Origin of the sequence: Pseudonocardia sp. ICBG162 (assembly GCF_020496225.1) — a bacterium.
In the GTDB taxonomy this organism is placed as follows: domain Bacteria; phylum Actinomycetota; class Actinomycetes; order Mycobacteriales; family Pseudonocardiaceae; genus Pseudonocardia; species Pseudonocardia alni.
In genome coordinates this window covers 62613-82592 of the sequence record NZ_JAHLJD010000031.1, presented here as the reverse complement: position 1 = coordinate 82592, position 19980 = coordinate 62613, and the positions used below count along the sequence as shown (strand labels likewise).

Here is a 19980-nt window from a genome sequence, read left to right as displayed (position 1 = left end):
TGAGCGGAGGCAAACCCGTAACGGGGGCCACCCCCATCACGAACAGGTCACGGGACCGGGCACACTCGGCTCCGCCCCCGCCGCTCGACCTCCGGAGAGCCCGTGACCGACCCGAGCGCCCTGATCGGGTACCTGCTCCAGAGCCCCTGGCTGGTGCCCCTGCTCGCCGTCGCCGTGATGTGCGACGGGCCGTTCCCGTTCCTGCCGAGCGAGCCGGTGCTGTTCAGCGCCACGGCCGCCGCACTGGCGGACGGCGACCGGTGGCGGATCGCGGCCCTGTTCGGCGCCGCGGTGGTCGGGTCCCTGCTCGGCGACGCGGTGCTCTACGGCGCCGGACGCAGCTCCAACTCGGTCGTCCGGGGCGCCCGTCGCGGCGACGGGATCGGCGCCTGGGTCCGCCGCCACCTGCACCGCCGGCCGGTCGCCGCGCTGGTCGCGACCCGGCTGCTGCCCGGCGGACGGCTGGCGAGCGTGTCCGCGGCCGGCCGGGTCCGGCTGCCGCTGCGCGCGTTCCTGCCCGCGACCGTCGCGAGCGCGCTGGTGTGGAGCACCTGGATGACCGGCATCGGCGTATTGGTCGGGCCGATCACGCATGGCGACCCGCTGATGTCGGTGCTCGCCGGGGTCGTCCTCGCGGCGCTCGTCGCCTCCGCGGCGGCAGCGGCCAAGGCGCTGCTGCGGCTGCGCCGCCCCGTCGTCGCGGTCTGACGCCCGCCCGACCCGTTCGCGTCGAACCGGCGGGTTCCGCGCCGTTCGGACGGCCTACTGTGCTGCGGCACATGGCAAGCTGGGCCGTCCGGACGAACGGGGCGGGGAGAACTGAGGACGTGCACGACGACGGCGACCGGGTCTCGGCGGTGGCGGTGGGGCGGCCGGTGGTGCCGCCGGGGGTCGAGGTCGTGGCCCACGTGCCGCCCGCGCCCGCCGAGGGGGCCGCGGCCGCGGTCGATCGCGCCCGGCCCGCTCTGGTCCTGGTCGATCTGACCGGCCCCGAGGGTGTGGCGCCCGCGGTGATCGCCGCCGTGCTCGCCCGCGTGCCGGACGCGGCGGTGCTGGCCGTCGCAAGTGCGGTCGCCGACCACGCCCGGGTCCTCGACGCGGTACGAGCCGGGGCGACCGGCGTCGCGACCGGCGCCGACCCCCGGGAGCTGGCCGCCGTCGCCGCCGCGGCCGCCGCCGGGCGTCCCGCGTTCTCCCCGGGGCTGGCCGATGTCGTCCTGGAGTCGGTCGCGGCCCCCACGCACGCGGTACCGGAGCTCAGCCCACGCGAGTCCGAGGTGCTGCGGCTGGTGGTCGAGGGGCTCACCGCCAAGCAGATCGCGGCCCGGCTCGTGCTGTCCCCGCGCACGGTCGAGAACCACGTGCAGCGGCTGCTGCGCAAGTTCGAGGTGCCCGGCCGCGCGGCCCTCGTCCGGCACGCCATCGAGTACGGACTCGCCTGAACCGTCGTTTGTGCGTTTCCACGTACTTCCGTACTTTGGGGGCGTGAGTGGGATCGAGGAGCGGCTGCGCGCCGTCGAACAGGCCGTCGCGGACCTGCAGGACGCACTCCGCCCGACCGGCGGGGACACCCCGGCGGCGGCGCCCGCGGACGGCGCCCTCTGGGCGCTGACCGAGCTGGAGGCCCGCAGCCCCGGCGCGGTGCTGATGGCCGGCAGCGTCGGACTCCCCGGCGACGAGGGCACCGTCCGCTGGCAGTACGCCCGCCCGAGCGAGGTCCTGCTCGACGCCGACTGGTCCGAGCTGAGCGCGACCCTCGACGCGCTCGCCCACCCCGCGCGGCTCGCGATCCTGCAGCACGTGCTGGGTGGCGTGCACAGCACCGCCGAGCTGCTGGAACAGCCCTCGGTGGGCACGACCGGGCAGCTGCACCACCACCTGCGCCAGCTCGTCGCCGCCGGCTGGCTGGCCTCGACCCGGCGCGGCCACTACGAGGTCCCGGCCGCCCGGGTCGTCCCGCTGCTCGTCACCGTCCTGGCCGCGCACCGATGATTGGAACCGTCATGACCACCTCCGTCACCGGGCACCGGATCGGGATCGTCGCGGCCGTCGTCGCCGTGCTGGCCGTGCTCGTCGGGGCACTCGCCGGCCCGGATCGCCAGCGGCTCGGCCCGCAGGGCGCCGGGGACCCGGCCCTGGCCGACCGGGTCCGGGCCGCCGCCGGCCCGCTCGGCGGCCTGCGGTCGCTCGCCGTCGCCGAGGTCACGCCGACGGCGGTCACCACCGCCGCACTCGGCCCCGCCGCCCCCGGGGCGCCGTTCGAGATCGGGTCGGTCACCAAGACCTTCACCGCCGCGCTGTTCGCCGACGCCGTGACCCGCGGCGAGGTCCGCCCGGACGAGCGCCTCGACCGCGTGCTCGGGGAGCTGGCGGGCACCTCGGCGGGCGGGGTGACCCTCGGGTCGATCGCCCAGCACCGCTCCGGCCTGCCGCCGTTGGGCGCCACCGCCGCCACGGGCGCCCTGGCCGCGCGGGCGGTCAACGGCAACCCCTACCTGTCGACGACGACCGCGCAGCTGATCGACGACGCCCGCAGCGCCCCCGTCGAGCCGCAGCAGCCCCCCACCTACTCGAACTTCGGGGTCGCCCTGCTCGGGACGGCGCTCGTCCGCGCGGCGGGCGCCACGGACTACCCGGCCCTGGTCCGGGACCGGATCACCGGTCCGCTCGGCATGACCGCGACGACCTTCGCCGCCACCGACGCGCAGATCCCGCCGGACGCGGTGCCCGGCCACCTCGACAACGGCCGCCCGGCACCGCGCTGGTCCGGCGAGGGCTACCTGCCCGCCGGGAGCTCCACGTTCTCCACCGCCGACGACCTGGCGCGCTGGGCGCAGGCCCAGCTCACCGGCGTCGCACCGGGGACCGCGGCGCTGACCCCGACCGCGCAGGACGACCCCGACACCTCGATCGGCTGGATCTGGGTCACCAGCACGGCCACCGGCGGGGACGGCGCCCGGCACCCGTTCGTCTGGCACAACGGCGGGACCGGCGGGTTCCGCAGCATGCTCGCCCTCGACCGCGAGACCGGGCGGGCCGTGGTCGTCCTCGGCGACACCACGGCCGGGGTCGAGCCGGTCGCCGCGGCACTGCTGTTCGGCACGCCGCCGTCCGAGGACGCCCCGCACCCGCTGGTCTGGGTGCCGGTCGGCATCGCCGCGCTGTTCTCGCTGCTCGCGCTGCGTCGCGCGGTGCGGGCGGGTGCGCGCCTGCCGATCGCCGACGGCCTGCTGACGGCGGCGTTCGGGCTGGTGCTGCTGTGGAACCGCGGCCCGTGGGCGACGGTCGGCGGCTGGGTCTGGGGCCTGGCGCTCGCCCCGGCCGCGGCGGCCCTGGTGGTCGCGGTGCTGCGCGGCCGGGAGCTCCCGACGGTCCCGCCGCGGCGCGCCGTCACGGCCTGGGGTGGGCTCGTGGTCTCCGTCCTGCTGCTCGCCGCGGCGGTGTGGGCGGGCTGAGCCCGCTACGGGTGCGCGGTGAGCCGGGCCAGCGCCGCGTCGAGGACGGCCGGCACGTCGGGCGCGGACAGCACGTCCACCGGGCGGGTGCCGGGTCCGGCGGGCACGGTCGCCCCGCGGGCCGGGCCGAACCCGGTGTCCACGGTCAGCGCCGTCGGCGTCGGGGTCAGCGAGCCGGGTGCGACGCACTCCAGCAGCGCCGTCGCGTCGTGCAGGGCGACGGCGTCGCGGCCGTAGCGTTCCTGGTAGAACCGCATGTAGGGGGCGATCATCGCGGCCAGCTCGGCGCCGACCGGGTCGGCGTCGCCCAGTGCGGCGACCCACTCCGGGCCCGCGGCACAGCCCAGCGTGGTCTCCAACGGCACCAGCGCGACCGGCACGGAGCCCTCGCCGGGGTCCTGGGCCAGGACGCGGTGCGCGGCCTCCGGGTCGGCGTGGACGTTGAACTCGGCGGCACCGGTGACGTTCCCGCCGCCGATCGCCCCGCCCATGACGACGACCCGCTCGATCCGCCCCACCAGGTCCGGGCGGGCGGCCAGCAGGATCGCGGTGTCGGTGAGCGGGCCGATCGAGGCGATCGTGACCGGCTCGGTCGCCTCCTCCAGTACCCGCGCCATCAGGGCGACCCCGGCCCCGGCCACCGGCGCGACCGGCTCCGGCAGCGCCGCGGCGCGCCCGCCGAGCCCGTCGGAGCCGTGCACGTGCTCGGCCCGCTGCTCGCGCCGGTGCACCAGCGGCCGGGCGGCGCCGCCCCCCAGCGGGACGTCCGGGCGTCCGGCGAGGGCGAGCAGCCGTCCGGCGTTGGGCAGGGTGGCGTCCAGGCCGACGTTGCCGAACGTGGCGACGACGGCCCGGACGTCCACCTCGGGACTGCGCAGGGCCAGCACGAGCGCGACGGCGTCGTCGACACCGGGGTCGGTCGAGATGATCAACGGGCGGGGCACACCGGCGAGCCTACGACCGGCCCGCCGGGGGGATCACTCGCTGCGGGTGGGCTCGTCCTCGTTCTCGGCCTCGACCTCGCGGGCGGCCGCTCCGGTCGCTCCGGAGTCGTCGGTCGTCGCGTCGGGGCGGGGGTTGCCCGCCTTGTCGGTGTCGGCGCGGGAGGTGCCGCCGCCTCCGGAGGTCAGTTCGTCGGTACCGACGTCGGTGCCGTCGTCGGGCTGGCGGTGGTCGCTCACGGGCGGACCTCTCGGATGGGGGACGTGGTCCCCGGGAGGTACCCGGCGCCGCAAGGGTGCACACGCCTAGGGTCTGACGGGTGCGACGTCCGCCGATCCCCGACGCCGACCCGGAGCAGGCGAAGCTGTTCAGCCTCACCTCGCTGCGCTGGATCCTGCGCCACCGCGCGTACAGCCCCTGGTACCTGCGGCGGTACTGGCGGCTGGCGAAGCTGCGGCTGCGGCACCCGCACGTCGTGCTGCGCGGGATGGTGTTCCTCGGCAAGGACGTGACGATCGAGGCCCGCCCCGGGTTCGGCCGGCTCGAGATCGGCCGCTGGGTGCACATCGGCGACGGCACCGCGCTGCGCTGCCACGAGGGCTCGATGCGGATCGGTGACAAGGTCGTGTTCGGCCGGGACAACACGGTCAACTGCTACCTCGACGTCGAGATCGGCGCGACGACGCTCGTCGCCGACTGGGTCTACGTCACCGACTTCGACCACCGCACCGAGGACGTCCGGCGCCCGATCAAGGACCAGGGCATCGTGAAGTCGCCGGTCCGGATCGGCGAGGGCTGCTGGCTCGGGGTGAAGACCTCGGTGCTGCGCGGCACCCGGATCGGCCCGGGCAGCGTGCTCGGGGCGCACGCGGTCGCGCGGGGGGACATCCCCGCGGAGTCGATCGCCGTCGGGACCCCGGCCCGGGTGGTGCGCGACCGGCGGGCCGACTACGAGGCCGCCGCCGCCGAGCGCGCCGCGGTCGCGGACATGGCACGCAAGGCCGACCGGGCCCTGCAGGCGCGGCTCGACCGGGCCTGAGCCGGCTCAGGCGTCGAACAGGTTCCCGGTGGGGATCTTCGGGCGGGGGAGCTCCCGCGGCCCGGCCGCGGTGGCGCCGGCGTAGATGCGGGCGGTGTGCCCGGCGATGACCGGCCAGGCGAAGTCGGTGCGCAGCCGGGCCCGGGCCGCGCGGGCCCGGCGGCGGGCGGCGGCCGGGTCGGCCAGCGCGCGGTCGACGGCGTCGGCGATCCCGGGGACGTCGCCGGGGGTGAACCCGAGGCCGGTCTCGCCGTCGCGGACCAGCTCGCCGAGCCCGCCCGCGGTCGAGGCGACGAGTGTCGCGCCCACCGCGGCGGCCTCCAGCGCGACGATCCCGAACGGCTCGTAGCGGCTCGGCAGCACGACGGCGTCCGCGCCGCGCAGCAGGGCGGTCAGCTCGCCGTCGGGCAGGTGGCCGAGGAAGGTCACCGAGCGCGTCACCCGGTGCCGCGCCGCGCGCTCGGCCAGCATCTCCTGCTGCGTCCCGCTCCCGGCGACGAGCAGCCGGGTCCCGCGGTGCCGCCGCCGGATCCGGGGCAGCGCCGCGATCAGGTCCTGGACGCCCTTCTCGTACTCCAGACGTCCGAAGTAGACGATCCGCGGCCCGTCGCCGGCGTGCGCGGGGGCGGCGGCGCGGGACCGCCAGCGACGCGGGTCGATGCCGTTGTGCACCACGTGGACGGCGGCCGGGTCGAGGTCGTGCAGTGCCGACACCTCGGTGCGCATCGCGCCGGAGCAGGTGATGACCTCGTCCGCGCGCTGCGCGAGCCACCACTCGGTGGAGTGCACCTGCCGGTTCAGCGGCCCCGGCAGCCAGCCGGAGTGCCGGCCCGCCTCGGTGGCGTGCACGGTCGCGACCAGCGGGACCCCGAGGACGTCGGCGAGCGCGATCGACGGGTGCGCGACGAGCCAGTCGTGGGCGTGCACGACGTCCGGCCGCCAGCCCGGCAGCAGTGCGGTCAGCGCGTGGCGCAGCATCGCGTGCCCCATCGCGAGCGTCCACGCGACCAGGTCGGTGGCGAACTCCAGCTCCGGCGGGTCCTCGGCCACCCGCAGCACCCGCACCCCGTCGACGGTCTCGGCGCGGGTCGGGTGGGTCTCGGCGTCGGTGCCGGTGGGGGCCCGGGACAGCACGACGACCTCGTGCCCGGCCGCGACGAGCTCGCGGGACAGCGCGTGCACGTGCCGGCCCAGCCCGCCGACGACGACCGGCGGGAACTCCCAGCTGACCATCAGCACCCGCATCGCTAGATCCTGACAAATGCCGGACCGGCGGTAACCCCCGGGGCGCCGTGCCCATCGCGCCCACCGCACCGACCTCCGCCCCGCCGTGCCCGGTCCCTGTCGCGCGCCGGCGTCCCGCGCCGAACCGTCGACGCGCGGGGGCTGGGAGAACGCGCGTCCGATCGGGAGCGCGTTCTCCGGACGCGGACGCGTCCATCGGCCGGTCGGTGGGACGTGGCACGGGGGTCGGGTGGGGGCCCGTTGCGTGGCACCCCGCCCCGTCGCGTGGCACCCCGCCCGGCGGTCGCCGCGCCCGGCGACAGGTAGCCATACCGTGCGATCGGGTGCCACGTCCGGCGGTGTCGCGCCGCCCCGGCGCGGCCGGGAGGCCACGCCGGTGGGAGCAGAGGCCCGTTGCGTGGCACCCCGCCCCGTTGCGCGGCACCCCGCGCGGCGGTCGCCGCGCCGGGCGGCAGGTCGCCACACCGTGCGATCGCCGCGCCGCACCCGGCAGAACAGGATCGGTGGCCCGGGCCCGGGGCCCCGAGGCGTCCGGGGCCGGTGCTCCCCGACCTCGACCCCGCCGAATCCGCTTACCGGGTAAGCGAGTTCGCGGTCAGACCCGTCCCAGGTCCCGGGCGTCCACGTGTCCGAAGGTCGGCAGCGGCGCGTCCGCCCAGGCCGCGACCCGGCGCTGTGCGGCCCGCCGCCGCCCGGCGCGCAGCAGCCCGGACAGCTCGGCCACCCGTCCGGCGTGCAGGTCGGCGCGGGAGCGGGCGTACCCGGCGGCGGAGTCCTTGCTGACCATGAACGCCCAGTCGCTGGACAGGGCGTGCAGCGCCTGGTCGGCGAGCAGGTCGGCCAGCGGGTCCCGGACGGGTCCGGGCAGCGGGGCGGCGAGCAGGTCGGACTGGACCTCGGCGTTCCGCGCGACCAGGTCGGCGACCTGCGGCCCGGCCCAGACCCGCCAGTCCTTGCCCGAGCCCCAGGACGACTCCCGCAGGTCGACCGGGTCGCCGACCAGACCGTCGTCGACGGCGTCGCCGAGGGTGCGCACGGCGACCCCGGCCTCGGGCAGCCTGCGGAGCACGGCGGCCAGCCAGGCAGGTCCCTCGTGCCACCAGTGCCCGAACAGCTCGGTGTCGAACGCGGCGACGGTCAGCGCCGGGCGGCCGCGCTCGGCACGCAGCGCGGTCAGGCGCGCGACGACGGTGTCGACGAAGTCGTCGGCGTCGCGGGAGACGGCGCGGGCGGCGAGCGCGGGGTCGTAGGGCTTCTTCCGCTCGGTCGGTACCCGCCGTCCGGTGACCCGCGCCGGCTTGAGGCCGGACTCGTGGTCCCAGGTGTGGAAGTCGCGGTACTCGGCCGAGCCGGGGTAGCCCTTGCGGGGCGACCACACCCGGTAGGTGATCTCCAGGTCGCGGCCGACGCACACGACGTCGGAGGTCCCGACCGGCCGGGCGAACGCGGTGTCGCCGCGCAGCGCGGGGCCGTCGACGAGGAAGCGGCGCACCCCGGCGGCGGCGTAGTCGTGCTCCATCCCGGGCGCGAAGCCGCACTCGGGCGCCCAGATCCCGGCCGGCCGGGCGCCCAGGCGCAGGGCGTGGTCGTCGAGCCCGGCGCGTAGCGAGAACGCCCGCACCCGTGGGTCGAGCAGCGGCTGGAACGGGTGCGCGGCCGGCCCGCCCAGCAGCTCGACGGCGCCGGAGTCGCGCAGACCGCGCAGCGCGGGCGACCCGCCGTGGCGCCAGTGCCGCTCGAACTCGGCCGTCGCCGCCGTCGACACCCGGTGCTCGTGCGCGGCCAGGTCCGGCAGCCGGCCCGCCGCCGAGTGCGCGCGCAGCGTCCACCCGCCGAGCCAGTCGTGCACCCCGCGCAGGCAGTGCGGGTCGTCGAGCTGCGCGGCCAGCACCGGCGTCACCCCGAGGGTGGCCAGCCCGGTGCGGCCCTCCTCGGCCAGCTCCCGCAGCGTCGCGACGACGGGCAGGTAGGAGTGCGCCCAGGACTGGTAGAGCCACTCCTCGCCGACCGGCCACCGGCCGTGCCGGGCCAGCAGCGGCAGGTGCGAGTGCAGGACGAGGCAGAACGTCCCGACGGGCGCGCCGCTCACGGCCGGGTCGCCGTGACCAGCAGGTCGAGCGAGGCGTCGAGGTCGGCGTGGTCGCCGGTGCGCAGCACGAAGTCCGAGCACCGCACACCGGCGACGTCGACGGCCAGCGCGTGCGGCCACGGCTCCCCGGACAGCGCCAGCCGGGTCTGCGCCTCGATCAGGCCACCGTGGCGGGCGTCGAGCTCGCGCAGCCGCGGACCGTGGTGCAGCCCCTGCACGACGACACGGCCGAACCCGGCGTCGTCGACCAGCCCGGCCAGCTCGCGCGGGTCGAGCTCGCGGGTGTGGAACGGGTTGAGCGGGGTGTCACGGCCGGGGGAGAAGGTGATCCGGTTCGGCGTCGACACCATCAGCCGCCCGCCGGGGCGCAGCACCCGCCTGCACTCGCGCAGGAACCGCTCCTGCTCCCACAGGTGCTCGATGACCTGCAACGACACGACGACGTCGACGCTCCCGTCGGGCACCGGCAGCGCCACCAGGTTGGCCCGGGCCACGCCCACCCGCGGGTAGCGGGCCCGGACGTGGGCCACGGTCGTCTCGTCGTAGTCCAGCGCCAGCACCGAGCGGGCGGCCCCGGCGAGCAGGTCGGCGCCGTAGCCCTCGCCGCAGCCGGCCTCCAGCACGGCGACGCCCGAGCAGTCGGCGGCGATGGCCGCGTAGACCACCTCGTGGCGGCGGAACCAGTAGTTCTCGTGGCTGATGCCCGGGACGGTGCGCTCTCCGGTGAGGGGCAGGCTGCTGGTCACCCACCGACTTCACCACGCCCGTCGGGGGGAGTTCGCACCGGTCCCCTCGCGTGCGCTACCGCTCGTCGACGCGGAGCAACGCAGTGTCACCACGGACGTCTGATGACGTGGAGCCCGACTGACATCCCGCCAGGCACGACGGAGGGGGACACATGACCGACATCGCGACCGACGAGGACACGGTGACGCTGACCATCACCGGCCGTAGCGGATCCTGGCTGGTGTCGGGTGTGCTCGGCCGGGAACCGCTGCCGCTCAAGGGGTTGGACGACGGCGCGCTCGCCGAGATGCTGTGGGCGATGCTGCCGGTGGCACCGTCGGCCGCGCACGGTCCCGCGTACCCGGCCCCCGCGCCCGGCCGCCGTCACCCGGGCTGAGCCGCAGTCCGGTCGCGCACGTCCGGTTCGCGGTCGGCGCACGGTTCGTGCCGGTCGGCGTGCGGTCGGTCCCCGGACGGGTATCAACTGCCCACCGACGGGTATCCGCCGTTCCCCGGGCCCGTGCGGGCCAGGGGTGACGCCGACGGCGTCGTGCCGAGAGGAGCCCAGGATGAACGATCCGGCGGACGAGAACGAGACGCTGTCGCTCACCATCACCGGGCGGTCCGGTTCCTGGGTGGTGTCGGGTGTTCTCGGCGACGAGCCGGTCGAGCCGCGCGCGATGGACGACGAGGCCCTCGGCGAGGTGCTGTCGATGGTCGTGCCCGAGGAGGACCGCGTCCACGCCGAGCCCCCGCCCGGCCGCCGCGTGAGCTGAGCGAGGGCGGGCGGAACTACAGCCGTCCCCGCAGCAGCGACGCCGCCAGCAACGCCACCTCGACCTGCAGCCGGTCCTCCCCGACCGGGCGCCCGAGCAGCTCCTCGGCCTTGCGCACCCGGTAGTGCACCGTGTTCTTGTGCAGGTGCAGCCGGGCCGCGGCCTGGATGTAGCTGCCCCCGGCGGCCAGGAACACCCGCAGCGTCTCGCGCAGCTGGTCGGTGCCGGGCTCGTCGGCGGTCAGCCCGGACAGGGTCCGGGCGACCCAGCGGCGCAGGTCCTCGGACCGGTCGGTGAGCAGCGCGGCGACGGCGACGTCGTCGAACCGGATGACCGCGGGCCGGTCCTCGGCGGTCTCGGCGACCGCACGGGCCCGCTGCGCCTCGGCGAGCGAGCCGCGGAACCCGTCGATCCCGGCGGCCGACCCGCCGACGGCGATGCGCACCCCGGCCGGGAGCCGGTCGCGGAGCAGGCCGACGTCCAGCCGCACCTCGTCGGGCCCGGACAACCACGCCCACAGCGTGCGGCTGTCCGCGAGCACCGTCAGCGGGGTCCGCCCGGACGCCTCGTAGAGCAGCCGGGCCCCGGCCTGCAGCGCGTGCCCGTCGGCGGGGCCGTCGCCGGACGCGGGGGTCCACACCAGCGCCGCGGTGTGCCGGCCGGTCACCGGGATCCCCAGCAGCTCCGAGGCGGCCGCGTCGGTCAGCGGGTCGGTGTCGAGCACCATCCGGACCCGGGTCGCCAGTCCCGCCCCGGACCGGGTGCTCCACCGCCGTCGCTCGGCCTCGTAGATGTCGATGAGCCCGGCGATGACCTCGTCGATGTAGCGGTTCGTGCGTTCGCTCAGCACCGACACCGCGTCGAGCACGTCCGGGTCCCCGTGGTGCGGCCCGGCCCGCAGCGCGTCCAGCGCCCACTGCGCGAACATCTGCTCGCCGAGCCGGTAGGCCCGCAGCAGCGCCTCCAGCGACAGGTCGTGCTGGGCGAACCGGCGGGCGTACTCGGCGGCCGCGGGCGGCACCGTGATGCGGTCCATCGGGATCGAGTGGACGAGCATGTCCATGATCGCGACGAGGTTCGCCGAGGTGCTCGCGACCATCAGCCTGCGCAGCGTCTCGTCGTGCCGGAACTCGGGGATGACCTCGACGAACCAGTCGGTCATCGCAGTCGTCAGCTCGGGCAGCCGGGCCTCGACGTCGCGGGCGACGGCCGCCACGACCTCGTCGACGTGGGCGGACACCCGCGCGACGCTAGCGGGTCGGCCGGTCCCCGGGCCGGCGGGTACGACGCGTTGTGTCCCCGGCACAACGGGCCCGCCACGATTCGTGATCGACGTACATGGTGTCGGTCACACCGCGGACCTACGTTTCCCCCACACCGGTTCCGACGACGCCGAGGGGGAGTCCGATGCACATCGCCGTGCTGCCGCGGGAACGGGCGCGCACCGCGCCGGAGGCGCCCTGTCTCGCCGACGAGCACCGCGCGCTCGACAACGCCGGGTTCGCCGCCGCCGCCGTCGCCGCGGCGGCGGGCGCGCTGCACGCTGCGGGGACCGGGGCGGGCGACGTCGTCGCCGTCGTGCTGCCCAACCGCGTCGAGCTCGTGGTGACGTTGTTCGCGGCCTGGCGGCTCGGCGCGGCCGTCACCCCGGTGAACCCCGCGCTGACCGCCGACGAGGCGGGCCACCAGATCACCGACTCGGGGGCGGTCGTCGTCGTGGGGGAGCGGGCGGCCTCGCCGCTGGTGACCCTGGACGTCGCCGAGCTGGCCGGGGACCCGGCCGCCGCACCCGACCCGGTCACCGACGACGACGCGACCGCCCTGCTGATCTACACCAGCGGCACCACCGGGCGCCCCAAGGGCGTCGTGCTCGACCACGCGAACGTCCGCGCGATGTGCGGGATGGTCATCGCCGGGATCGGTCTCGGCGCCGACGACCACAGCCTGCTCGTGCTGCCGCTGTTCCACGTCAACGGCATCACCGTCTCGGTGCTGTCGCCGCTGCTCGCCGGGGGCCGCACCACCATCGCCGGCCGGTTCCGCGCCGAGACCTTCCTCGACACCGTCGCCCGGGTCCGGCCCACCTACTTCTCCGCCGTCCCGGCGATCTACGCCATGCTCACCGCGCTGCCCGCGCGCGAGGCCGACACCTCTTCGCTGCGCCGGGTGATCTGCGGGGCCGCGCCGATGCCCGCCGAGCTCGTCGCCCGCTTCGAGGAGCGCTTCCAGGTGCCGCTGGTGGAGGGCTACGGCCTGTCCGAGGGCACCTGCGCCTCGACGATCAACCCGTGGGACGGCCTCCGCAAGCCCGGCACCGTCGGGCTGCCGCTGCCCGGTCAGCGGGTCGCGCTGATGGACCCCGAGGGCCGGCTCGTCGACGACGGCCCCGGCGAGGTCGTCGTCTCCGGGCCCAACGTGATGCGCGGCTACCTGAACCTGCCCGAGGCCACCGCCGAGACGATCCGCGACGGCTGGCTGCACACCGGCGACGTCGGCCGCTTCGACGACGACGGCTACCTCGTCCTGGTCGACCGGATCAAGGACATGATCATCCGGGGCGGGGAGAACCTCTACCCCCAGGAGATCGAGAACGCGCTGTACGCCCACCCCGCCGTGCACGAGGCCGCTGTGGTCGGCGTGCCCGACCCGGTCCTCGGCGAGGTCCCGGTCGCCCACGTCGTCCTGCGCCCCGGCGTCGCCGCGACGCCGGAGGACCTCGCGGCGCACTGCGCGCAGCGGCTCGCCCGCATCAAGGTCCCCACCCGGATCGCGCTCGTCGGCACCCTGCCGCGCAACGCCGTCGGCAAGGTCGACAAACCCGCGCTGCGGCGCGCGCCCGTCCCCGCCGGCTGACCCCGGCACCCACCGACCTCCCGCGGACCCGCACGGTCCGGCGGGGGAGCCGTCCTGCCCGGACACCGCCCGCGGACGGCCACCGAACCTTCCACCGGAGAGGACCGCACGATGGGGTTCAAGACGGGGGACTTCCCCCCGGTCGATCTCGACACCTTCCTCGACAGGCCGTTGTTCGAGCGGACCAAGGTGCTCGCCCTGCACTGGACGCAGTACGGCTTCGGGTCGCCGAAGATGATCCCGACGACCTACGTCGTGAAGCTGTTGGTCCTCTACGGCGTCATCGGGACCGCGCTGATCACCTGGACCTCGGGCGTCGGCCCGTTCTGGGAGGTGTCGGGCTGGTGGGACCAGCCGGTCGTCTACCAGAAGCTGGTGCTCTGGACGGTGCTGCTGGAGGTCGTCGGCGTCGCCGGGTCCTGGGGGCCGATCGCGGGCAAGTTCAGGCCGATGACCGGCGGCATCCTGTTCTGGGCCCGCCCCGGCACCATCCGGCTCCGTCCGTGGAAGGCCGTCCCCGGTACCGACGGCGACACCCGCACCGTGCTCGACGTCGTGCTCTACCTGGGCCTGGTCGCCTCGCTGCTGACCGCGGTGGTGCTGCCCGGCGTGCCGAGCGCGTCGCTGTCGGCGGTGCTGCCCGACAACACCTCCGGGCTGGTCGCGCCCTGGCTGATGATCGCGCCGATCGTGCTGCTGGTCCTGTGCGGCCTGCGCGACAAGACGATCTTCCTGGCCGCCCGCGGCGAGCAGTACCTGCCCGCGATGGTGTTCTTCGGGACCCTGCCGTTCGTCGACATGATCGTCGCGGCGAAGCTGCTGATCTGCATGGTGTGGATCGGCGCGGGCGTGTCGAAGTTCGGCAGGCACTTCACCAACGTCATCCCGCCGATGGTGTCCAACAGCCCCTGCATCCCCTCGAAGTGGATCAAGCGGGCGCACTACCGGGACGCCTCGGGCGACCTGCGGCCGTCGCGGCTCGCGACGTTCATGGCCCACGTCGGCGGCACGACGGTGGAGATCATCACCCCGCTGGTGCTGCTGTTCTCGACCGACCACCGGCTGACCCTGGCCGGGGTGGTGCTGATGGTGGTGTTCCACCTGTTCATCACCTCGACGTTCCCGCTCGCGGTGCCGCTGGAGTGGAACATCCTGTTCGGCTACCTGGCGATCTTCCTGTTCCTCGGCTTCCCCAACGGCGACGGCTTCGGCGTCGGCGACATGTCCTCCCCGGTGCTGACCGTCGCGATCGTGGCCTGCCTGGCGTTCTTCCCGGTGCTGGGCAACCTGCGACCCGACCTGGTGTCGTTCCTGCCGTCGATGCGCCAGTACGCCGGCAACTGGGCCTCGGCGCTGTGGACCTTCACCCCCGGCGCGGAGGAGAAGCTGAACCGGCTGCCGCACCGGCCCACCACCAACCAGGTCGACCAGCTGCAGGCACTGGGCTACCCGCCGGCGGTCGCCGAGGTCACCATGCAGCAGACGATCGCCTGGCGGTCGATGCACTCCCAGGGCCGCGGCCTGTTCTCGGTCCTGGCCGCCCGGCTCGACGACCTGGACTCCCGCACCGTCCGCGAGGCCGAGTTCGGCTGCAACTCCGTCATCGGGTTCAACTTCGGCGACGGCCACCTGCACGACGCCCAGCTCATCGCCGCCCTGCAGAAGCGGATCGGGTTCGCGCCCGGCGAGTTCGTCGTCTGCTGGGTGGAGTCCCAGGCCATCCACTCGTCGGTCCAGCACTACCAGCTGATCGACGCCGCCCTCGGCGTGGTCGAGCGCGGGTACTGGAAGGTCGCCGACGCCGTCGCCGAGCAGCCGTGGCTGCCGAACGGGCCGATCCCGCTGACCGTCACCTGGCGCGCCCCGCAGCGGGCGACGGCCGGCGACGGCGTCGAGGCCCCGGCCCCCTGAGACCCGGCGGGACGGGCGGAGACACCGCAGCCCGCCCGTCCCGCCGGACCGACACCGCACGACGAGAGGGACACGACATGGGAGACGCACTGGACGGCCGCGTCGCGCTCGTCACCGGCGCGGGCAAGGGCCTCGGCCGGGCGATCGCCCGGCGCTTCGCCGAGGAGGGGGCGACCGTCGTCGTCTCCGACATCGACGGCGACGCCGCACGGCGCACGGCGGAGGAGATCCCGGACGCCACGCACCTGTCCTGCGACGTCCGCGACGAGGAGCAGGTCCAGGAGCTCGTCGCGCACACCGTCGAACGGCACGGCGGGCTGCACGTCCTCGTCCCCAACGCCGGGGTCGGGCGTCCGCAGCCGCTGCTGGAGATGAGCCTCGCCGACTGGCGGGAGGTCACCTCGGTCAACCTCGACGGCGTCTTCCTGTCGATCCGCTACGCCGCGCCCGCGATCATCGCCTCCGGCGGCGGCACGATCGTCACGCTCGCCTCGGTCACGGCGACGGCGGGCTCCCCGCTGATCGGGCACTACGCGGCGGCCAAGGCCGGCGTGGTCAACCTGACCAGGACCGCGGCGACCGAGCTGCGGCCGTACGGTGTGCGGGTCAACGCGTTGCTGCCGGGCTTCGTCGACACCGACCTGGTGACGTCGGCCCGGCCCGGCTTCGAGGCCGCGCTCGGCCTGCCCGCCGGTGGTTTCGACGGGCTGATCGAGCAGAAGCAGGGCGGCTACGGCACCCCCGACGACGTCGCGGAGGCCGCGCTCTTCTTCGCGAGCGACCGGTCCCGCTTCTGCACCGGCAGCGGGCTCGTGCTCGACGGCGGCCTCGACGCGTCGCTGCTCTGACCCGGTACCCCAGGAGGACGCCATGACCACCGCGACCGTCGTCGGATCCGGGCCGAACGGGCTCGTGGCCGCGGCCGTGCTGGCCCGCGCCGGGGTGGCGGTGACCGTGCTGGAGGCCGCCGACGAGATCGGCGGCGGCACCCGCACGGTGGAGGCGATCGTCCCGGGGCTGCTGGTCGACCACTGCTCGGCGGTGCACCCGATGGCCGTCGGCTCGCCGGTGCTCGAGGAGCTGGGCCTGGACCGGTACGGGCTGCGGTGGCGGCTGCCGGAGGTCGACTGCGCCCACCCCCTCGACGGCGGCGACGCCGGCGTCCTGGTCCGCTCGGTCGCCGGTACCGCGGCCGGCCTCGGGGCCGACGGCGCGCTGTGGCGTGCGCTGTTCACCGGACCGGTGCGCGACTACGACACCTTCTCCCCGGACTTCCTCGGCCCACTCGTGCGGATCCCGCGCCACCCGCTGCTGCTGGCCCGGTTCGGTGCGCCCACCGTGCTCCCGGCGGAGGTGCTGGCCAGGGCGTTCCGCACCGAGCGCGGACGGGCGTTGTTCCTGGGGTCGGCGTCGCACGCGTTCCGGCCGCTGAACCGGCCGCTGTCCTCGGCGATCGGGCTCGGCCTGTTCACCGCCGGGCACCGGCACGGCTGGGGTGTCGCCGAGGGCGGGTCGCGGGCGATCTCCGACGCGCTCGCCGCGGTGCTCGCCGAGCACGGGGCGAAGGTCGAGACCGGGGTGCGCGTGCGGTCGGCGGACGAGCTGCCGCCGTCGGACGTCGTGGTGTGGGACGTCGGCCCGGACCGGCTGCCCGCCCTGCTGGGGGACCGGCTGCCGGCGCGGGTCGCGCGGGCCTACCGGCGCTTCCGCCACGGCCCGGCCGCGTTCAAGGTCGACTACGCGGTGGCGGGCGGCGTGCCCTGGACGCACCCCGACGCGCGACGGGCCGGGACGCTGCACGTCGTCGGGTCGGCGGCGGAGAACGCACTCGTCGAGCGCGAGGTGCACGCGGGCCGGATGCCGGAGCGGCCGTTCGTCCTGGTCGGGCAGCAGTACCTGGCCGACCCGTCCCGGTCGGCGGGCGACGTCCACCCCGTGTGGGCCTACGCGCACGTCCCCCGCGGGTACACCGGCGACGCCACCGAGGCGGTCACCGCGCAGATCGAACGGTTCGCGCCCGGGTTCCGGGAGCGGGTCGTGGGCACGATGGTCACCGACCCGGCCGCGTTCGCGGGCAACCCGAACTTCGTCGGCGGCAACATCCTGACCGGGTCCAAGGACCTGCGGCAGCTGCTGCTCGGGCCGCGGACGACGCTGCAGCCCTACGACACGGGGGCGCCGGGCCACTTCCTCTGCTCGGCCGCGACGCCGCCCGGCCCGGGTGCGCACGGGATGTGCGGCGCGCACGCCGCGCGTCGCGCGCTCGCCCACCTGGGCCGCTGAGGGCGGGTCAGACGGGTTCGGGCTCCCCGCTCACGGCCACCACCCCGCCGATGTCCTGGCGCAGCCACGCCAGCAGCGTCGCGTCCTCCAGGGTCAGCGGGACCTCCGGTCCGCCCCACCCCAGACGGGTGGTCGGCCGGTGGACCAGCGCGTCCTCCAGCATCGCGGCCAGACCGTCGGTGGCCCGGACGGTGCGACCGCCGTGCTCCACGGTCCGGCTGCCCGGTACGTCCTCGTCGGCGTGCGGCCCCGTGCTGAGCACGTAGCCGGTCCCCAGACGGTCGTCGAACCCCGTCACCTGCACGACGGCTCCCTCCTGCCGAGTGCGCGAGGTGCCGACGGTAGCGAAACCGGACCCCCGATCAGGGGTTGCGGCGTGTGACCTCGTGCGCGCACCAGGTGAGGAGGCCCGCGCGTGAGTACGGTCACGACCTGCCCCGGTTTGCCGGGACGCTACTCGTTGGTAACAATGAACGTCACAGTGGCACGGCGTGCCGTTACGGCACGAGCAATGGCAGAGTCACCGGCTACGACGGGCGCGACGCCGCGGCCCACCCCCGCTCTGATCGAGAGCGCGCGGCGCAGCACCGTCACGGTGACGCGAGACGGTCCGGACCCGGGACGACCGGGACCGGAACGCGACGAAGGACGACGCGGTGTGCGCGTGGGCGCAGGCCGCCGCGGCAGGAGGTCGAAGAGGTCCTATGAAGATCGTGACCCTGGTGAAGCAGGTGGCCGACACCTACTCGGAGCGGAAGCTGTCCGACTCCGACCACACCCTCGACCGTGAGGGTGCCGAGGCGGTGATCGACGAGATCAACGAGCGCGCGGTGGAGCAGGCTCTGCTGCTGAAGGAGGCGCACGACGGCTCCGAGGTCGTCGTCGTGAGCATGGGCCCGGACCGGGCCACCGACGCGATCCGCAAGGCGCTGTCGATGGGCGCGGACTCCGCGGTGCACCTGTCCGACGAGGCCATCCACGGCTCGTGCGCGGTGCAGACCGCGAAGGCGCTGACCAAGCTGATCGGCACCGTCGACGGCTGGGACATGGTCATCGCGGGCAACTCGGCGTCCGACGGCCAGATCGGTGCGGTCCCGGCGATGATCGCCGAGCTGCTCGGTGTGCCGTCGCTGACCCACGCCAACGAGCTCTCGGTCGAGGGCACCACGGTGAAGGCCAAGCGGGAGACCGACGAGGGCGTCACCCACCTGACCGCGGAGCTGCCGGTCGTGGTGTCGATCGGGGAGAAGTCCAACGAGCCGCGCTACCCCTCGTTCAAGGGGATCATGGCGGCGAAGAAGAAGCCGGTGGAGACCCTCGACCTGGCCGGCGCCGGGATCGACGCCTCCGAGGTCGGTCTGGCGAACGCCCTGACCACGGTCGTCTCCGCCTCGCCGAAGCCGCCGAAGCAGGCCGGCGAGAAGGTCACCGACGAGGGCGACGGCGGCGCGAAGATCGCCGAGTTCCTGGTCGGCCAGAAGCTGATCTGACCCCGGTTCTTCCTGGCTTCCCTCTTCGTTTGGAGATAGAGAATCATGGCTGAGGTTCTGGTCCTCGTCGACCATGTCGACGGTGACATCAAGAAGACCACCTACGAGCTGCTGACCGCCGCCCGCGCGCTGGGCGAGCCGTCGGCGGTCGTCGTCGGTGCCGCGGGCACCGCGGACAAGCTGGCCGACGGTCTGACCGAGCACGGCGCCGAGAAGATCTACGTCGCCGAGACCGACTCCACCGACTTCCTCTCCCCGGAGACGACGGTCCTGGAGTCGCTCATCGGGTCGGCGTCCCCGGCCGCGGTGCTGCTCGCGGCCACCGGCAACGGCAAGGAGGTCGCCGGTCGGCTCGCCGTCCGGACGAACTCCGGGCTGCTGTCCGACGTCGTCGGCGTCTCGGCGGACGGTGTGTCGCACTCGATCTTCGGTGGTGCCTACACCGCCGAGGCCAAGTCGAACACCGAGCACCCGGTCATCACCGTGCGCCCGGGCTCGATCGAGATCGAGGCGGCCGCCGGTGCGGGTGCCCGCGAGAGCGTCGAGGTCCCGGCCCCGTCCGGGCGTGCCGCGACCGTGACCGGCCGCGAGCCGATCCAGGGCGGGTCCCGTCCGGAGCTGACCGAGGCGACCGTGATCGTCTCCGGTGGGCGCGGCGTGGGCTCGGCCGACGACTTCACCGTCGTCGAGGGCCTGGCGGACTCCCTCGGTGCCGCCGTCGGTGCCTCGCGTGCCGCGGTCGACTCCGGCTACTACCCGCCGCAGTTCCAGGTCGGCCAGACCGGTAAGTCGGTCTCGCCGCAGCTCTACATCGCCCTCGGCATCTCCGGCGCGATCCAGCACCGCGCCGGCATGCAGACGTCGAAGACGATCGTCGCGGTGAACAAGGACGAGGAGGCGCCGATCTTCGAGATCGCCGACTTCGGCATCGTCGGCGACCTGTTCAAGGTCGCGCCGCAGCTGCAGGAGGAAGTGGCCAAGCGCAAGGGCTGACCCCTTCCGGTCCTCCACCGCGTCGACGCCCGGGTGCTGCGTGCACCCGGGCGTCGACGTGTGTGCGGGGCCTGTTCACCCGCTCCTGCCTGCGACGACACCTGTCCGGGTCCGTTCACCCCGATGCCACCGACGTGTCGTCGCGGAACCGTCCGGGTGTCGCACCCGGCCGGTACCA

General features: G+C 75.1%; 20 protein-coding genes. 13 read left to right on the top strand and 7 right to left on the bottom strand.

Annotated features, from left to right (window positions below):
- Positions 1 to 102 precede the first annotated feature (102 nt).
- From KPL60_RS25335 to KPL60_RS25320, 4 genes are all read left to right on the top strand, one after another.
- Positions 103 to 708, top strand: a complete 606-nt coding sequence (locus KPL60_RS25335; RefSeq protein ID WP_226350144.1) for a DedA family protein — start codon at positions 103 to 105, stop codon at positions 706 to 708.
- 71 nt (positions 709 to 779) lie between these two features.
- A complete protein-coding gene (locus tag KPL60_RS25330; protein WP_226367424.1) occupies positions 780 to 1442 on the top strand; it encodes a response regulator transcription factor in 663 nt (220 codons plus the stop codon).
- A 43-nt stretch (positions 1443 to 1485) separates the two neighbouring features.
- Positions 1486 to 1992 carry a helix-turn-helix transcriptional regulator gene (locus KPL60_RS25325; protein ID WP_226367423.1) on the top strand — a complete coding sequence of 169 codons (507 nt, stop codon included), beginning with the start codon at positions 1486 to 1488 and terminating at the stop codon, positions 1990 to 1992.
- Positions 1993 to 2003: 11 nt separating this feature from the next.
- Positions 2004 to 3455: a serine hydrolase gene (locus tag KPL60_RS25320; protein ID WP_226350147.1), complete on the top strand. Its 1452-nt coding sequence runs from the start codon at positions 2004 to 2006 to the stop codon at positions 3453 to 3455.
- A 5-nt stretch (positions 3456 to 3460) separates the two neighbouring features.
- Here the strand turns inward: KPL60_RS25320 and KPL60_RS25315 are convergent, their stop codons facing one another.
- Together KPL60_RS25315 and KPL60_RS25310 are read right to left on the bottom strand one after the other, a co-directional pair.
- Positions 3461 to 4399, bottom strand: a complete 939-nt coding sequence (locus KPL60_RS25315) for a nucleoside hydrolase (protein WP_226367422.1) — start codon at positions 4397 to 4399, stop codon at positions 3461 to 3463.
- A 33-nt stretch (positions 4400 to 4432) separates the two neighbouring features.
- Positions 4433 to 4636, bottom strand: a complete 204-nt coding sequence (locus tag KPL60_RS25310) for a hypothetical protein (RefSeq protein WP_226350149.1) — start codon at positions 4634 to 4636, stop codon at positions 4433 to 4435.
- 80 nt (positions 4637 to 4716) lie between these two features.
- Here KPL60_RS25310 and KPL60_RS25305 point away from each other — a divergent pair, with 80 nt between their 5' ends.
- The gene (locus tag KPL60_RS25305; RefSeq protein ID WP_224401605.1) at positions 4717 to 5436 is read left to right on the top strand and encodes an acyltransferase; all 720 of its coding nucleotides are present in this window, start codon (positions 4717 to 4719) and stop codon (positions 5434 to 5436) included.
- Positions 5437 to 5442: 6 nt separating this feature from the next.
- Here KPL60_RS25305 and KPL60_RS25300 read toward each other — a convergent pair whose 3' ends face one another.
- From KPL60_RS25300 to KPL60_RS25290, 3 genes are all read right to left on the bottom strand, one after another.
- Positions 5443 to 6681, bottom strand: coding sequence for a glycosyltransferase family 4 protein (locus tag KPL60_RS25300; RefSeq protein ID WP_226367421.1), 1239 nt, complete (start codon positions 6679 to 6681; stop codon positions 5443 to 5445).
- A 595-nt stretch (positions 6682 to 7276) separates the two neighbouring features.
- Positions 7277 to 8770 carry a 1,4-alpha-glucan branching protein domain-containing protein gene (locus KPL60_RS25295; protein WP_226367420.1) on the bottom strand — a complete coding sequence of 498 codons (1494 nt, stop codon included), beginning with the start codon at positions 8768 to 8770 and terminating at the stop codon, positions 7277 to 7279.
- Positions 8767 to 9516: a bifunctional 2-polyprenyl-6-hydroxyphenol methylase/3-demethylubiquinol 3-O-methyltransferase UbiG gene (locus KPL60_RS25290; protein WP_226350152.1), complete on the bottom strand. Its 750-nt coding sequence runs from the start codon at positions 9514 to 9516 to the stop codon at positions 8767 to 8769. Before KPL60_RS25290 ends, KPL60_RS25295 begins: the two co-directional genes overlap by 4 nt.
- 152 nt (positions 9517 to 9668) lie before the next feature.
- On the opposite strand from KPL60_RS25290, the gene KPL60_RS25285 reads away from it, so the two are divergent.
- Positions 9669 to 9893: a hypothetical protein gene (locus KPL60_RS25285; RefSeq protein ID WP_062397238.1), complete on the top strand. Its 225-nt coding sequence runs from the start codon at positions 9669 to 9671 to the stop codon at positions 9891 to 9893.
- A 172-nt stretch (positions 9894 to 10065) separates the two neighbouring features.
- Positions 10066 to 10272, top strand: coding sequence for a hypothetical protein (locus KPL60_RS25280; RefSeq protein WP_062397236.1), 207 nt, complete (start codon positions 10066 to 10068; stop codon positions 10270 to 10272).
- 16 nt (positions 10273 to 10288) lie between these two features.
- Here the strand turns inward: KPL60_RS25280 and KPL60_RS25275 are convergent, their stop codons facing one another.
- Positions 10289 to 11512 (bottom strand): CdaR family transcriptional regulator, encoded by a 1224-nt coding sequence (locus tag KPL60_RS25275; RefSeq protein WP_226367419.1) that lies wholly within the window; start codon positions 11510 to 11512, stop codon positions 10289 to 10291.
- 167 nt (positions 11513 to 11679) lie between these two features.
- Here KPL60_RS25275 and KPL60_RS25270 point away from each other — a divergent pair, with 167 nt between their 5' ends.
- From KPL60_RS25270 to KPL60_RS25255, 4 genes are all read left to right on the top strand, one after another.
- The gene (locus tag KPL60_RS25270) at positions 11680 to 13125 is read left to right on the top strand and encodes a class I adenylate-forming enzyme family protein (RefSeq protein WP_226367418.1); all 1446 of its coding nucleotides are present in this window, start codon (positions 11680 to 11682) and stop codon (positions 13123 to 13125) included.
- Between the two features lie 111 nt (positions 13126 to 13236).
- On the top strand, positions 13237 to 15036 hold the full coding sequence (locus KPL60_RS25265; RefSeq protein ID WP_226367417.1) for a DUF3556 domain-containing protein: 1800 nt from the start codon (positions 13237 to 13239) through the stop codon (positions 15034 to 15036).
- A gap of 77 nt (positions 15037 to 15113) precedes the next feature.
- Entirely contained in the window at positions 15114 to 15884 is a 771-nt protein-coding gene (locus KPL60_RS25260; protein WP_226350157.1) for an SDR family NAD(P)-dependent oxidoreductase, read from the top strand.
- Positions 15885 to 15906: 22 nt separating this feature from the next.
- Positions 15907 to 17319 carry an NAD(P)/FAD-dependent oxidoreductase gene (locus KPL60_RS25255; protein ID WP_226367416.1) on the top strand — a complete coding sequence of 471 codons (1413 nt, stop codon included), beginning with the start codon at positions 15907 to 15909 and terminating at the stop codon, positions 17317 to 17319.
- 7 nt (positions 17320 to 17326) lie between these two features.
- On the opposite strand, the gene KPL60_RS25250 is transcribed toward KPL60_RS25255, so the two are convergent.
- Positions 17327 to 17623, bottom strand: coding sequence for a hypothetical protein (locus tag KPL60_RS25250; RefSeq protein WP_062397226.1), 297 nt, complete (start codon positions 17621 to 17623; stop codon positions 17327 to 17329).
- Between the two features lie 400 nt (positions 17624 to 18023).
- Here KPL60_RS25250 and KPL60_RS25245 point away from each other — a divergent pair, with 400 nt between their 5' ends.
- Positions 18024 to 18809, top strand: a complete 786-nt coding sequence (locus KPL60_RS25245) for an electron transfer flavoprotein subunit beta/FixA family protein (protein ID WP_226350159.1) — start codon at positions 18024 to 18026, stop codon at positions 18807 to 18809.
- A 45-nt stretch (positions 18810 to 18854) separates the two neighbouring features.
- Entirely contained in the window at positions 18855 to 19802 is a 948-nt protein-coding gene (locus KPL60_RS25240) for an electron transfer flavoprotein subunit alpha/FixB family protein (protein ID WP_226350160.1), read from the top strand.
- Positions 19803 to 19980 lie beyond the last annotated feature (178 nt).

Coding starts and splice junctions, on each gene's coding strand:
- KPL60_RS25260 (WP_226350157.1), top strand. CDS start 15,114: ATGGGAGACGCACTGGACGGCCGCGTCGCGCTCGTCACCGGCGCGGGC.
- KPL60_RS25240 (WP_226350160.1), top strand. CDS start 18,855: ATGGCTGAGGTTCTGGTCCTCGTCGACCATGTCGACGGTGACATCAAG.
- KPL60_RS25255 (WP_226367416.1), top strand. CDS start 15,907: ATGACCACCGCGACCGTCGTCGGATCCGGGCCGAACGGGCTCGTGGCC.
- KPL60_RS25300 (WP_226367421.1), bottom strand. CDS start 6,681: ATGCGGGTGCTGATGGTCAGCTGGGAGTTCCCGCCGGTCGTCGTCGGC.
- KPL60_RS25270 (WP_226367418.1), top strand. CDS start 11,680: ATGCACATCGCCGTGCTGCCGCGGGAACGGGCGCGCACCGCGCCGGAG.
- KPL60_RS25265 (WP_226367417.1), top strand. CDS start 13,237: ATGGGGTTCAAGACGGGGGACTTCCCCCCGGTCGATCTCGACACCTTC.
- KPL60_RS25285 (WP_062397238.1), top strand. CDS start 9,669: ATGACCGACATCGCGACCGACGAGGACACGGTGACGCTGACCATCACC.
- KPL60_RS25245 (WP_226350159.1), top strand. CDS start 18,024: ATGAAGATCGTGACCCTGGTGAAGCAGGTGGCCGACACCTACTCGGAG.
- KPL60_RS25330 (WP_226367424.1), top strand. CDS start 780: ATGGCAAGCTGGGCCGTCCGGACGAACGGGGCGGGGAGAACTGAGGAC.
- KPL60_RS25320 (WP_226350147.1), top strand. CDS start 2,004: ATGACCACCTCCGTCACCGGGCACCGGATCGGGATCGTCGCGGCCGTC.
- KPL60_RS25280 (WP_062397236.1), top strand. CDS start 10,066: ATGAACGATCCGGCGGACGAGAACGAGACGCTGTCGCTCACCATCACC.